This window comes from Agromyces sp. NPDC127015 (assembly GCF_042725165.1).
Classification (GTDB): domain Bacteria; phylum Actinomycetota; class Actinomycetes; order Actinomycetales; family Microbacteriaceae; genus Agromyces; species Agromyces chromiiresistens.
In genome coordinates this window covers 526,786-540,171 of sequence record NZ_JBHXDI010000005.1, presented here as the reverse complement: position 1 = coordinate 540,171, position 13,386 = coordinate 526,786, and the positions used below count along the sequence as shown (strand labels likewise).

Here is a 13,386-nt window from a genome sequence, read left to right as displayed (position 1 = left end):
TCGAGTCTATGGCCAGCGCGATGGGGCCCCGCGCGAGATGTCACGCTCGTCGGCGAGGCGCTCGAGCAGGAGCGCGACATCCTCGGGGCTGCGCACCCGGTGCGTCGCGAGCGAGCGCCCCTGGCCGACCTTCACCCCGACGTCATCGCCCTCGAGGGTGGCGAAGGCGTCTTCGTCGGTGACGTCGTCGCCGACGTAGACGACCGCACTCGCGCCCGCATGCTGGCGGAGCCGCATGAGCGCCTCGCCCTTGTCGCTCGGCCGCACCGAGAACTCGATGACCCCCTTGCCGGCCCGCATCGTGAGGTCGGGCAGCTCGGCGGCGACCCGCTCGCGCGCGGCGCGCTGCAGCTCGCTGGCCGTGGCCGCGGGCACCTTGCGCGTGTGCAGCGCGAGTCCCGCCGGCTTCCACTCGACCCACGCCGCCGCATCGCCCGCGGCGATCTCGTCGAGGATGCGGGTGAGCTCCTCGAGATCGGCGAGCTCGCCGTCGCGCAGCTCCATCGTCACCGCTCCCCCGTCGAGCTGCAGTTCGACGCCGTGCGAACCGCTCAGCAGGGCGCCGTGCGGCGGGTCGGCGACCTCGCGCAGGCTCTCGAGCGCACGGCCCGAGACGATCGCGACACGGGTGTCGTCGGCCGCCGCGAGCCGCTCGACGGCGGCGCGGGCGCGTCCGGTCGCCCTCGCGTCTTCAGGACGGTCGACGAGCGGCGCGAGGGTGCCGTCGAAGTCGAGTGCCACGAGCAGCCGCTCGGCGCCGGCGACGCGACGGACGGCCGCCTCGAGCGGCTCGGGTACGCCCGGGGCGATGATGCCGGCCCCCGTGAGGGTCTTCAGGAACGAGGCCGACCAGTTCGCGACGTCGTTGTCGCGGACGCGCCGTCGGAGCGCCCGCATGCGCCGCGTGCGCTCCCGCTTGGGCATCGACACCGCCTCGACCATCGCGTCCTTCACGCCCTCGATGTCGTGCGGGTTGACGAGCACGGCCTGGCGCAGCTCATCGCTCGCGCCGGTGAACTCGCTGAGCAGCAGGACCCCGTCTTCGTCGAATCGGCACGCGACGTACTCCTTCGCGACGAGGTTCATGCCGTCGCGCAGCGCCGTCACGAGCATGACGTCGGCGGCGAGGTAGAGCGCCACCATCTCCTCGCGCGGGTAGCCGTGGTGCAGGTACGCGATCGCCTGGTGGCCGAGCGTCGAGTAGTCGCCGTTCAGGCGGCCCACCATGAGCTCGATCTCGTCGCGGAGCTGCCGGTACGTCTCGACGCGCTCGCGCGACGGACTCGCGACCTGCACGAGCGTGGCCTGCTGCACCGAGAGGCGTCCGTCGCGCAGCAGCTCGCCGAACGCCTTCAGCCGATGCCGGATGCCCTTCGTGTAGTCGAGCCGGTCGACCCCGAGCATGATCGTCTCGGGATCGCCGAGGCTCGCGCGGATCTCGCGGGCCCGGGCCTGCACCTCGGGCCGGCGGGCGATCTCCTCGAAGCCGGCCGAGTCGATCGAGATGGGGAACTGCCTGGCGACGACGTGCCGCACCTCGCCCGAGTCATCGGGCACGTCGATGACGCTGCCGCGCGTCGCGAAGCCGAAGAGCCGCCGCACCGCCCGCGTGAAGTTGCCGGCGTCGGCAGCGCGCTGGAAGCCGATGACGTCGGCCCCGAGCAGTCCGTGGACGACCTGGCGGCGCCACGGCAGCTGCGAGTAGATGCCGTACGCCGGGAACGGGATGTGGTTGAAGAAGCCGATCACGAGGTCGGGCCGGCTCTCGCGCAGCATGCGCGGCACGAGCTGCAGCTGGTAGTCCTGCACCCAGACGACGGCGCCCGGCGACGCGGCCCTGGCGGCCGCCTCGGCGAAGCGCCGGTTGACGCGCACGTACGCGTCCCACCACTCGCGGTGGTACGACGGCGGCGCGATCACGTCGTGGTAGAGCGGCCAGAGCGTGTCGTTCGAGAACCCCTCGTAGTACTCCTCGAGCTCCGACTCGCTGAGCGGCACCGGGATGATGGAGATGCCGTCGTGCTCGAACGGCTCGAACTCGCGGTCGGCCACGCCGGCCCACCCGATCCAGGCGCCGTCGGCGGTGCGCATGACCGGCTCGAGGGCGGTGACGAGCCCGCCGGGCGAGCTCTTCCACTGCGTCTCGCCGTCGGGCCCCGCCTGGTAGTCGACGGGCAACCGGTTCGAGACCACGATCATGTCGTAGGCGGCATCGACGTACAGGTCGTCGCGTGATGGTTCGGGGGCGTTCATAGAGCGGATGTCCCTCCTCGCGCTGTCCTCAGGCTAACAGCGCCCCCGCATGCGCCGGACGGTCGGGTCGACGCGCACCCCGATGTCGGGGGTTCCTGCCAGCATCGGGTCATGGACATCCAACGCCTCCAGCCAGACGGGCTCGTCGTGAGCCCGGCGTTCAGCCACGTCGCGATCGTTCCCGCCGGCGCGACGACCGTCTACCTCGGCGGCCAGAACGGCGTCGACGAGACGGGCTCGGTCGTCTCGGGCGACATCGCCGAGCAGGCCGTGCGCACCATCGACAATGCGGCCGTCGCCCTCGCCGCGGCGGGTGCGTCGCTCGCCGACGTCGTGCAGTGGACCGTGCTCATCGCCGACGGCGCCGATCTGCGCGCCGCCTACGGTGCGATCGCGCCGCGCCTCGCCACGGGCGGCGCGCCGCCCCTCGTCACCGCGGCGACGGTCGCGGGCCTCGGGGTGCCGGGCGCGCTCATCGAGGTGAGCGCGATCGCTGCGCTGCCCGCCTGATTCCACCGCCGGTCGAGTAGCGCCCGAGGAGCGTAGCGAGACCACCACCGCAGGTGCCCCGATACCCTCCCGGCGCGCCGACTCGACCGGCGGCGGGTTCGCTCAGCCGAGCGCTGCGGCCGCGAATCCGATCGAGCGGATGCCTCGGCGTCGGCCGACCACGATCGCGGTGCCGACGACCCCGATCACGCCGAACAGCGCGATCACGCCGGCCGCGCCCGCGACGGCTCCCCCGCCCGCACCCGACACGATCGTCTGCATGCCCTGCACCGCCCACGTGAGCGGCAGGAACGGGCTGATCGCCTGGTACGGCCCGCTCAGCACCTCGATCGGCACGAGCCCGCCCGTCGACGTCAACTGCAGCGCGACGAGCACGAGCGAGACGAGCAGTCCGGCCCGGCCGAGCCACGCCGTGAAGAACGCGTGCAGCGCCGTGAAGGCGAGCGCGAGCAGAGCCGAGAACGCGAGGGTCTGCGGCAGCAGGCTCCATGCGACGCCCAATGCGCCGTGCAGCAGGAGCACGACGGCGACCGCCTGCGCGAGCGCGATGAGCCCGGCGCGCGCGAGGGAGCGCCAGACGAGCCCGCCGGTCGAGGCCGTGCTGCGCAGCGCTTCGCGGCCGAACGGCCGGAACACGAGGAAGAGCGCCATCGCGCCGAGCCAGAGCCCGATCGGCACGAACAGCATGCCGATGACCTCGCTCGTCGAAGCGATCTCGTTCTCGCGCGACGTGTCGACGCTCACCGGTTCTGCGACGACGTCGGCGGTCTTCGCCGCGTCGATGTCGCCGAGCTTCTGCGCCTCCTTCGCGCCCGAGGCGAGGCCGTCGGCGAGGGAGTCGGCGCCGGTCGCGAGCTTCGTGGCGCCGTCGGCGGCGCCGTCGGCGCCCGACTCGAGCTGGCCGAGCCCGCCGGCGAGCTCGCCGATGCCCGAGGCGAGGCCGTTCGCGCCGTCGCTCAGCCCCGCGGATCCGGCCGAGAGCTGCTGCGCGCCCGATGCGAGTCCCGCAGCGCCGTCGCGAAGCCCGGCCGAGCCGGCCGAGAGCTTCGCGGCGCCGGTGGAGAGCCCGCCGATGCCCTCCTGCAGCGCCGGCAGCCCGGCCCCGCCGGCGGCGAGCGGTGCACCTTCCGTCGAGAGGGTTTCGGCGCCGTCGCCGACGCCGACGACGCCCGCACGCATCTCGCAGAGGGAGGTGAGCTCTGTCGGCAGCGGCTTCGTAGTGCAGTCGGCGGCTCCGCCGGTCGCGGTCGAGATGGTCTGGTCGATCAGGGCGAGGAGGCCGGGTTCGAGCGCGGCATAGTTGTCCGAGAGCGCCGTGACGCCGCCGGTGTACGCCACGACGCCGTCGCCGAGCTGGCCCAGCTGGTCGGTGTTCTGCTCGAGCTGTGAGAGCCCGCTCGCGATGCCGTCGACGCCCTGGGTGTACTGGGCGACACCGCTCGAGTAGCTCGAGAGGCCGCTCGCGATGCCGTCGACGCCCTGCGTGTACTGGGCGACCCCACCGGCGTACGCCGATGCTCCGTCCGCGGCATCCGAGGCGCCGGCGGCCGACTGCGCGACGCCGTCGGCGAGCTGGCCGATGCCGTTCGAGAGCGAGCCCGCACCGCTCGAGAGCTGCGCGGCGCCGTCGGCGGCGTCGCCGAGCGAGCCTCCCATGGTGGCGAGGTTGCCGTAGAAGCCCTCGAGGTACTGGGTCGTGAGTTCGCGACCGAAGGCGGTCGACATGGCGTCGCCCACCGACTGGGCGACCGAGCCGGTGAGGTAGCCGTGCGCGTCGTCGGTGCGGATGTCGAGGTTCGCACGGGTCGGCGACTCCCCCGAGATCGACGTGACCGACTCCGAGAAGTCGGAGGGGATGGTGAGCACGGCGTACGCCTCGCCCGAGGCGAGCTTGTCGGCGGCCTCGTCGTCGTTCGAGATCGTCCACTCGAACCCTGCGGTGTCGGGCCCGGTGAGCTCGGTCACGAGCTGGCGGCCGGCGAGCACGGGCTGCTCGGTGCCGTCGGGCAGGGTCATCGTGACCATCTCGTCGTTGTTGACGACGACGGCGGGGATCTGCTCGAGATTGTCGTCGGCGCCGCCGAGCGCGCCCGAGACGAGCCCGGTGACGGCGAGGGGGACGGCGATCACGGCGGCGACGAGCACGCCGTAGCGCACGCGGCGCTGGGCGGGGGTCGAGCCGAACAGGCGGGCGAGTCGGGAGCTCATCGCTGTGCCTCCAGGGAGCGTGAAACGGGTTCGATGAATCGGATGCCTCGGGCTGCGAGCTCGGGCGTCGCGTCGGGCGTGCACGACCCGGCACCGAGCCCGACGATGAGGGTGACCTGCGCGGGCAGGAGCCGGCCGAGCGCGGCCCAGAGCTCGTCGCTCGCGTCGCCCGGATCGTCGTCGATGTCGACGACGACGACTCCGGGACGCTCGGCGAGCGCCGCCGCCACGGCGACGACGGTGCGGGCTTCGGCACCGAGCGCCGACAGCGGGGTGTCGACGCCGAGCCGAGTCCGGTCGACGCCGAGCGCGGTCGCGGCACGGTCGGCCCACTCGCGGACGAGCGAGCTCGACGGGGCGAGCCGGTACCACGGACGGGTCGCGTCGAGGCGGGCGGCGATGAGCTCGCCGACGGTCGAGCCGGTCGGAGCGTCGGAGGCGACCTCGGCCATGGCGACCTGCCGCATGACCCGCCCCGCGCCGGTCGGCAGGGGTGTGCCCTGCACCGCGACCCGGCCCGAGACCGGTGCGAGCCGGCCCGCGAGCGACGCGGCGACGACACGGCGGTCGACGGCCTCGCCGCGCACGACGAGCACGCCGCCGGTCGGGACCTCGACCGCGAGCGGCCCGATCGGCCGCTCGGGCAGCCCGAAGACCGCTTCGTCGAGGTTGACGGCCGCCGGTCGCGCCGCCGCCCACTCGGCCTGCTCGAGGTGGGCGCGCAGGCCCTCGCCCTCGATGTCGACGTCGGGGAGGATGCGGGCGAGCCACTTCGGCAGCCACCACGCCGACGTCCCGGCGAGCGCCATCGCGGCGGGCACGAGGGTCATGCGCACGAGGAAGGCGTCGAAGGCCACGCCGATCGCGAGGGCGAACGCGATGCCCTTGATGACGCCGGACCCCTCGGGCACGAACGCGAAGAAGACGAAGAACATGATGAGCGCGGCAGCCGTGACGACGCGTGCGGCGTGCTGGAACCCGTGCACGATCGACGTGCGCGGCTCCTTCGTCTTCACGAACTCCTCGCGCATGCCCGACACGAGGAACACCTCGTAGTCCATCGCGAGGCCGAACAGCACGGCCATGAGCAGGATGGGGAGGAAGCTCAGGATCGGGCCGGGCTCGACGTGCAGCAGGTCGGCGAACCATCCCCACTGGAAGATCGCGACCGTCGCGCCGATGGCGCCGAACGCCGACAGGAGGAAGCCGAGTGCGGCCTTGATCGGCACGAACACCGAGCGGAACACCATGAGCAGGAGCACCACCGAGAGTCCGACGACGATGAGGGCGAACGGCACGAGGGCGTCGGCGAGCCGGTTCGAGATGTCGATCGCGACCGCGGTGAAGCCGGTCACCGCGATCGGAGTGCCGTAGTCCCGCTCGATCGACGGGGCGAGGTCGCGGATCGAGGCGACGAGCTCTTTCGTCTCGGGCGAGTCGGGCGCCGACTCGGGGATGACCTGGATGATCGCCGTGTCGACCGTCTCGTTCGGCAAGCCGTCGCCGACGTAGGCGACGTCGTCGAGTTCGGCGATGCGGGCGCCGATCGCGTCGAGGTCGTCGAAGATGTCGGTCGTCTGCGTGATGTCGACCGTGACGATGAGGGGGCCGTTGTACCCGGGGCCGAAGCCGTCGTCGATCATCTCGTAGGCCTCGCGCTGGGTCGATCCGGCCTCGCCCGAGCCGTTCGGCAGGTTGAGGTCCAGGCTGAGCGCCGGCACCGCGGCCAGGCCGAGCAGGCCGACCACGGCGACGACGAAGACGACGGGCGCCTTGAGCACGAGGTCGACCCAGCGGCGGCCCATCGTGCGCTCGCCGCCCTCGTCGGCGGCGTTCGCCCGACGGTGCGCACGGCTGCCGGGCTTCGGCGTGAGCTTGCGCCCGAAGACCCCGAGCAGCGCCGGCAGGAGCGTGACCGCACCGGCCACCGCGATGAAGACGGCGAACGCGGCGCCGACGCCCATGACGCTGAGGAACGGGATGCCGACGACGAGGAGTCCGAGGAGCGCGATGATCACCGTGAGTCCGGCGAAGACGACGGCGCCGCCCGCGGTCGCGACGGCCTCGGCCGCGCTCTCCTCCGGGTCCTGTCCGCGGGCGAGCTGGTTGCGGTGCCGCGAGAGGATGAACAGGGCGTAGTCGATGCCGACCGCGAGCCCGATCATGACGGCGAGCATGGGCGCGGTCGACGAGACCGTCGCGAACGCCGCGACGATCGTGATGCCGCCGACGGCGGTGCCGACGCCCACGAGTGCGGTGAGCAGCGGCATCCCCGCGGCCAGCAGCGACCCGAAGGTGATGATCAGCACGACGGCGGCGAACAGCACGCCGAACACCTCGGTGATCGTGAGGCCGAAGCTCGTCTCCTGGAAGACGTCGCCGCCGAAGGCCACCTCGAGCCCCGCGTCGGTGCCGATGTCGCCCGTCGCGGTGACCTCGTCGAGGGTCTCGGGGGTCACGTCGGTGACCTGTCCGTCGAACGTGATCTGGATGTACGCGGTGCGCTCGTCGCCCGAGACCTGGTCGCCCGCGTACTCGTCGAAGGGTCCGAGCACGCTCGCGATGCCGTCGACGTCCTCGAGGGCGGATTCCATGTCCTCGATGGCGCCCTGGTACTGCGCCGATTCGACCGACTCCCCTTCAGGGGCCTCGACGACGGCCTTCGCCGACGCCCCAGCGGTCTGCGGGAAGACGGCGGCGAGCTGGTCGATCGCCTGCTGCGACTCGGTGCCGGGGATGGCGAACGAGTCCTGCAGCTGGCCGCCGAGCGCGACGCCGGTGCCGAGGACGGCGCCGAGCGCGACGACCCACGCGACGATGACGAGCCAGGCGCGGCGGTAGGCGAATCGCCCGATGCGATGGAGGAGCAGAGCCATGGGCGGTGCCTTAACGGGTCGGCCGGCCGTCGGCCGGGATCAGCAGTTCGGTGAGCACGTCGACGAGGGCCGTGCGCACCTCGTCGTCGGAGTGGGTGTTCATGAGCTCGCTCATCTCGTCGTCGTCGAAGAACGTCGCCCCGGCGACGAGGGCGTAGGTGGCCCCGGCGAGCGCGACGCCGAAGCGCATCTGCTCGGCGAGCGAGGCTCCCGAGCAGATCGCGTCGGCGAGGACGCGGATCGCGGCGTTGCCGCGCTTCACGATCGGGATGTCGCCGAGCGAGTGCCCCTGGCTCACGAAGAGGTGCACGGCGAGGCGCTCCCCGAGCAGCAGGTCGACGAACCGGCCGATGAACGCGCCGCGCGCCGCATCGGAGCGGCGCCCCTCGGCGAACTCGGCGACGAGCACCTCGAGCCGCTCGATCGCGGGCGCGATGCCGGCCTCGAGCAGCGCCTCCTTCGAGGCGTAGTGGTAGAGCACGCTCGACTTCGAGTAGCCGGCGTGGTCGGCGATCTGCTGCAGCGACGTGCCGGCGAAGCCGACGGTGGCGAACTGCTCGAGGGCGGCGTGCAGCAACTCGTCGCTCGCGCGGGCGCGCGGAGGTGCGGTCGCATCGGTGGGCATGCTCCGACGGTACTTGACCGATCGGTCAGATCCTGCACGATCGGTCAGATTCACGGATGACTCCCAGCACGGGCGGGTGGCGCGGTAGCGTGGCGCCATGCGCAAGTACCTCTTCAGCGGAGCCGTGATCTCAGCAGCCGTCAGCGGCATCACCGTGATCAAGGCCACCGCGTCGGGTCCGCGCGACTGGCGACTGCTGCTGCTCTGGATCTCGTGGGCCGCGAGCCTCGCGATCGCGATCGGCACGGTGGCCGAAGAGACGAAGCGACCCGAGCTCGGCGAATAGCCGGTCGCAGCCGCCGCTCTGCGGCGTGTCTTGCGGAATCCGCTCCGCCGTGCCCGAAACTGGAGCGAACGACCCGAATATCGCAGTACCCGCTGCAACACGACGAGAGGGGCCACCGATGTTCCGCCGTTGGCGACGCGCTCGGCTTGCCGCCCAGGCCTCCGCACACGCTGCCGCTCCCGCTCCCGCGCCGCGCCCCACCGCGGCCGACCTGCGCGGCGAGCACATCTTCGAACTGCTGAACGCCCGCCTCTCCGAGTTCATCGGCCCGGGCGGCGGCTGGTCGCTCGTGCGCCGCAGCGACGGCGACACCGACCGCATCTTCCACGCGATGCTGACGCACCAGATCGCCGCCGAGCTCACCCGTGCGATCCTCGACGAGCGCGACTCGGTCGCGGTCGTGGTTCCCGCAGGCGAAGAGTCGATGGCGCTCGGCTGGGAGCCCGCGCCGCTCATCGTCTGGGCCGACCCCGTCGAGACCTCCGGTTCGATCGACGCCGACGCCGACGCATCCGCCCTCGAAGCCGACGTGCGGCCGTTCGGTCCGCTCACCGAGCTCGAGGCTCGCGCCGCCGCCTGACCCCGTCGAGCGGGGTGACGAGCGAGCGCCGGCGCGCCTCGAGACCCCCACCGTGCGCTTCCAAAATCGACCTCCGATTCTTGTACGGCTGGGGCGACGCGACCCCTCCCCGCCCTCATAGCGTGATTCACGGGCACTCCGCCCGCACGCCTTGAGAGGGGATCCCGATGAGCACCGCACCGAGCAGCACCCCGCCCACCGCCGGCCCGACGAGCGGTTCGGAGACCGACGTCGTCGACGCGCCGACGCGGCGCCACACCGCACGCGACCTCGCGCAGATCGCGGTCTTCACCGGCCTCATCGCCGCGCTCGGCCTGCCCGGCGCGATCTACCTCGGCGGCACCGCGGTGCCGATCACGTTCCAGACGCTCGGCGTCATGCTCGCGGGCGCCATCCTCGGTGCACGCAAGGGCTTCCTCTCGGTGCTGCTGCTCATCGCCCTCGTCGCCGCGGGACTCCCGCTCCTCTCCGGCGGCCGCGGCGGGCTCGGCGTCTTCGTCGGCCCGTCGGTCGGCTACCTGATCGGGTGGCTCGTCGGGGTCGTGGTGATCGGCTGGGCGACCGCGCGCCTGCTCCCCCGCTACCGCGTCGTGCCCGCACTGCTCTGGACGGCGCTCGGCGGCATCGTCGCGATCTACGCCGTCGGCATCCCCGTCCTCGCGGCGATGACGGGCACCCCGATCGGCGTCGCCGCCGCCGGCTCGCTGCTGTTCCTGCCCGGCGATGCGCTGAAGGTCGTCATCACGGTGCTCGTCGCGAAGGGCGTGCACCGCGCCTGGCCGGGCCTCATCGAGCCTCGTTCGTGGCCGTGGGCGCGCCGCGCCGCGCTCGACGCCGGGGCGGTCGACGCCGCGTGAGCGAGTGGCTGCGGGGTTCGCCCGGTGCGCCCGCCCTCGCGTTCGGCGGCGACGTCGTGCGCGTGGGCGAGCTCGCCGCGGCGGTCGCCGCGGCCCGCCTGCCCGGCGGCACCGGGTTGGTGCCCTGCCCCGTCGGCACGGCACCGGTCGAGCTCATCACGACCGTGCTGGCGGCCCTCGAGCGCGGTCGGCCCGTCCTCGTCGGCGGGTCGTCCGACGAGGCACGGCGCCTCGACGACCTGCTGCCTGCGGCCACCGCGATCGCGCTGCGCACCTCGGGCTCGTCGGGCACCGCGCCCACGGTCGTGGCCCGCACCGAGGCATCTTGGCTCGAGTCGGCTGCGCCGCTGGCGCAGCTCGCCGGCATCGAGGCCGGCGACCGCGTGGCCGTGACCGGGCCGCTGCACGTCTCGATGCACCTCTACGCGGCGCTGCACGCGCTGTGGGCGGGCGCGGTCGTCGGCGACTCCGTTCGCGATGCGACGGTCGTGCACGCGACGCCGACGAGGCTGGCCCGGCTCCTCGACGGCGGTCTCGACGCCCGTGCCGCCGTGGTCGCGGGCGCCGCGCTCCCCGAGCGGGTGCGGCACACCGCCCGTGCGCGCCTCCGGCTCACGGAGTACTACGGTGCGGCCGAGCTCTCGTTCGTCGCGGCCGGGCACGGCGAGGGGCTCGTTGCGTTCCCGGGTGCCGAGATCGAGCTGCGCGAGGCCGCCGGCGGTCGTGAGCTCTGGGTGCGGTCGCCCTATCTCGCGATCGACGCGGTCGGCGGGATGCTGCGCCGCGACGCCGCCGGTTTCGCCACCGTCGGCGACCTCGCCGAACTGGGCGCCGACGGCACCCTCACGATCCTCGGACGCGGCGATGCGGCGATCACGACAGCCGGTGCCACCGTGATCGCAGAACGGATCGAGGGCGTGCTCGCCGGCCTCCCGGGCGTCGCCGCGGCGGCCGTCGTGGGCGAACCGAACGAGCTGCTCGGCGAGCGCGTGGTCGCGATCGTCGAGCTCGACGAGCGCGTCCGCGCGACCGATCGCGACGCATTCGGCGGCGACGACGAGGCCGCGGACCCCCGCGACGCGACCGACCTCCGCGACGAGATCGTCGCGGAGGCGAGGGCGCGCCTCGAGGTCGCCGAACTGCCGCGCCGCTGGTTCTTCGCCCCGCTGCCGCGCACCGACTCGGGCAAGGTCGCCCGCGGCGCGCTCCGGTCGGCGCTCGCCGCCGGCGGGCTCGACGGCGAGCACCGGGCCGCAGCCCGCCGCCACGCCGCGATCCGCGCCGTCGCAGCAGGCGCCGCACCGACGAACGCCGCACCGACGAACGCCGCACCACCGACGGGAGGACCCGTATGACCGCCGCCTCGACCCCCGTCCTCGTCGCCGGCCGCCGTACGCCCATCGGCACGGCCGGCCGCGGCTTCGCCGGCCACTCGGTCGATGCGCTCGCCGCGCCCGTGCTCGCGGCCGTGGCCGCGCGGGTCGCGCCGGCCGAGGTGCCGATCGACGACGTCGTGCTCGGCAACTGCATGGGCCCCGGCGGCGACCTCGCCCGCGTCGCCGCGCTCCGCGCCGGTCTCGGCGTCGGCGTTCCCGGTGTGACCGTCGACCGGCAGTGCGGCTCGGGTCTCGACGCGGTCATGCAGGCGGCGGCCCGCGTGCGGGCGGGCGACGGCCGGCTGCTCGTCGCCGGCGGCGCCGAGTCGGCGTCGACGGCGCCGGTTCGCAGCTGGCGCGACACGGGTGCCCGGTACGACCGTGCACCGTTCGCCCCGCCCGGGCTGCCCGACCCCGACATGGGTCCCGCCGCCGACCGGCTCGCCGCCGTCGCCGGCATCTCCCGCACACGCCAGGACGCCTGGGCCGAGCGCTCGCACCGTCTCGCGCTCGCCACCCACCGCTCGGGCGGCTTCGATGCCGAGCTCGTCGCCGTCGACGGGGTCGTCCGCGACGACCGGCCGCGCCGGCTGAGTCTCGAGACGCTCGCACGATTCGCGCCCGCCTTCGTGTCGGACCCGGCGGACTCGAGCGATGCCGCCGGTGCCGGCACCGTCACGGCCGGCAACTCCTGCGGCTTCTCCGACGGCGCAGCGGCGATGGCCGTGACCACGCCGGAACTCGCGCGCGAACTCGGGCTGCCCGCGCTCCGCGTCCGCGCGGCCGCCGTCGCCGCGGGCGACCCCGCCCTGCCCGGGCTCGGCGCCGCGCCGGCCGCGCAGGCCGCCCTGGGCCGGGCGGGCCTCGCCCCGGCCGACCTCGGCTTCGTCGAGATCACCGAGGCGTTCGCCGCGCAGCTCCTCGCCGTGACCGATGCCCTCGAGCTCGACGAGGAGATCGTCAACGCCGAGGGCGGTGCCATCGCGATCGGACATCCGTGGGGTGCCTCGGGCGCCGTGCTGCTCGTGCGGCTCGCCGCGCGCATGCTCTCCGCCGACGACGACCGCCCGGGCCTCGCCGCGTGCTCGATCGGCGGCGGCCAGGGCATCGCGATGATCGTGGAGCGCGTCGCATGAGCGGGATCGTCTTCGACCGCGTCTCGCACGACTTCGGCGCCGAGCCGATCGTCGACGACGTCTCGCTCGTCATCGACGAACGACGGGTCGGCATCGTCGGCGCGAACGGCTCGGGCAAGTCGACCCTCGCCCGCATGATCAACGGCCTCGTGACGCCGAAGACGGGTCGGGTGATCGTCGACGACCTCGACGTCGCGCGACGCGGTCGCGACGTGCGCCGCCGGGTCGGCTTCGTGTTCACGAACGCCGACAACCAGATCGTCATGCCCACGGTCCGCGAAGACGTCGCATTCACCCTGCGCCGCCATCGGCTGCCGGCCGAGGATGCCGCGGCGCGCGTCGAGGCGACGCTCGAACGCTTCGGGCTCATGGGCCTCGCCGATCGACCGGCGCACCGCCTCTCGGGCGGGCAGAAGCAGCTGCTCGCCCTCGCGTCGGTGCTCGTCGCCGACCCGGCGATCGTCGTCGCCGACGAGCCGACCACACTGCTCGACGCGCGCAACGCCCGGCTCGTCGCCGACCACTTCCGCGCGCTCGACCAGCGGCTCGTCGTCGTGAGCCACCAGCTCGAGCTGCTCGAGGACTTCGACCGGGTGATCGTCATGGAGTCGGGCCGCGTCGTCGCCGACGACGAGCCCGCCGGTGCGCTCGCGGCCTACCGGTCCCTGATCGGCTGAGC

11 protein-coding genes are annotated in these 13,386 nt (G+C 73.5%); 7 read left to right on the top strand and 4 right to left on the bottom strand.

Features of this window, described 5'->3' with window-relative positions:
• Positions 1-6 precede the first annotated feature (6 nt).
• Positions 7-2,253, bottom strand: a complete 2,247-nt coding sequence (locus ACFWGP_RS17250) for a bifunctional alpha,alpha-trehalose-phosphate synthase (UDP-forming)/trehalose-phosphatase (RefSeq protein ID WP_231430648.1) — start codon at positions 2,251-2,253, stop codon at positions 7-9.
• Positions 2,254-2,364: 111 nt separating this feature from the next.
• Between ACFWGP_RS17250 and ACFWGP_RS17245 the strand changes: the two genes are divergently transcribed.
• On the top strand, positions 2,365-2,763 hold the full coding sequence (locus ACFWGP_RS17245) for a RidA family protein (RefSeq protein WP_231430647.1): 399 nt from the start codon (positions 2,365-2,367) through the stop codon (positions 2,761-2,763).
• A gap of 102 nt (positions 2,764-2,865) precedes the next feature.
• Here ACFWGP_RS17245 and ACFWGP_RS17240 read toward each other — a convergent pair whose 3' ends face one another.
• The 3 genes from ACFWGP_RS17240 to ACFWGP_RS17230 are packed head-to-tail and all read right to left on the bottom strand — an operon-like array spanning position 2,866 to position 8,472.
• On the bottom strand, positions 2,866-4,971 hold the full coding sequence (locus tag ACFWGP_RS17240) for a YhgE/Pip family protein (RefSeq protein WP_275505744.1): 2,106 nt from the start codon (positions 4,969-4,971) through the stop codon (positions 2,866-2,868).
• Positions 4,968-7,847 carry an MMPL family transporter gene (locus tag ACFWGP_RS17235; RefSeq protein ID WP_376931444.1) on the bottom strand — a complete coding sequence of 960 codons (2,880 nt, stop codon included), beginning with the start codon at positions 7,845-7,847 and terminating at the stop codon, positions 4,968-4,970. Before ACFWGP_RS17235 ends, ACFWGP_RS17240 begins: the two co-directional genes overlap by 4 nt.
• 10 nt (positions 7,848-7,857) lie before the next feature.
• Positions 7,858-8,472 carry a TetR/AcrR family transcriptional regulator gene (locus ACFWGP_RS17230; RefSeq protein WP_231430644.1) on the bottom strand — a complete coding sequence of 205 codons (615 nt, stop codon included), beginning with the start codon at positions 8,470-8,472 and terminating at the stop codon, positions 7,858-7,860.
• A gap of 97 nt (positions 8,473-8,569) precedes the next feature.
• On the opposite strand from ACFWGP_RS17230, the gene ACFWGP_RS17225 reads away from it, so the two are divergent.
• The 6 genes from ACFWGP_RS17225 to ACFWGP_RS17200 all read left to right on the top strand — a co-directional run bounded on the left by ACFWGP_RS17225 (position 8,570) and on the right by ACFWGP_RS17200 (position 13,384).
• Positions 8,570-8,758: a hypothetical protein gene (locus ACFWGP_RS17225; protein ID WP_231430643.1), complete on the top strand. Its 189-nt coding sequence runs from the start codon at positions 8,570-8,572 to the stop codon at positions 8,756-8,758.
• Positions 8,759-8,876: 118 nt separating this feature from the next.
• Entirely contained in the window at positions 8,877-9,338 is a 462-nt protein-coding gene (locus ACFWGP_RS17220) for a hypothetical protein (RefSeq protein ID WP_231430642.1), read from the top strand.
• A 167-nt stretch (positions 9,339-9,505) separates the two neighbouring features.
• On the top strand, positions 9,506-10,195 hold the full coding sequence (locus ACFWGP_RS17215; protein ID WP_231430641.1) for a biotin transporter BioY: 690 nt from the start codon (positions 9,506-9,508) through the stop codon (positions 10,193-10,195).
• Positions 10,192-11,550: a hypothetical protein gene (locus ACFWGP_RS17210; RefSeq protein WP_376931443.1), complete on the top strand. Its 1,359-nt coding sequence runs from the start codon at positions 10,192-10,194 to the stop codon at positions 11,548-11,550. Before ACFWGP_RS17215 ends, ACFWGP_RS17210 begins: the two co-directional genes overlap by 4 nt.
• Positions 11,547-12,707 (top strand): thiolase family protein, encoded by a 1,161-nt coding sequence (locus tag ACFWGP_RS17205; RefSeq protein ID WP_376931442.1) that lies wholly within the window; start codon positions 11,547-11,549, stop codon positions 12,705-12,707. Before ACFWGP_RS17210 ends, ACFWGP_RS17205 begins: the two co-directional genes overlap by 4 nt.
• Positions 12,704-13,384 carry an energy-coupling factor ABC transporter ATP-binding protein gene (locus ACFWGP_RS17200; protein WP_231430637.1) on the top strand — a complete coding sequence of 227 codons (681 nt, stop codon included), beginning with the start codon at positions 12,704-12,706 and terminating at the stop codon, positions 13,382-13,384. The genes ACFWGP_RS17205 and ACFWGP_RS17200 overlap by 4 nt, the downstream gene beginning before the upstream one ends.
• The last annotated feature ends 2 nt before the right edge of the window (positions 13,385-13,386 follow it).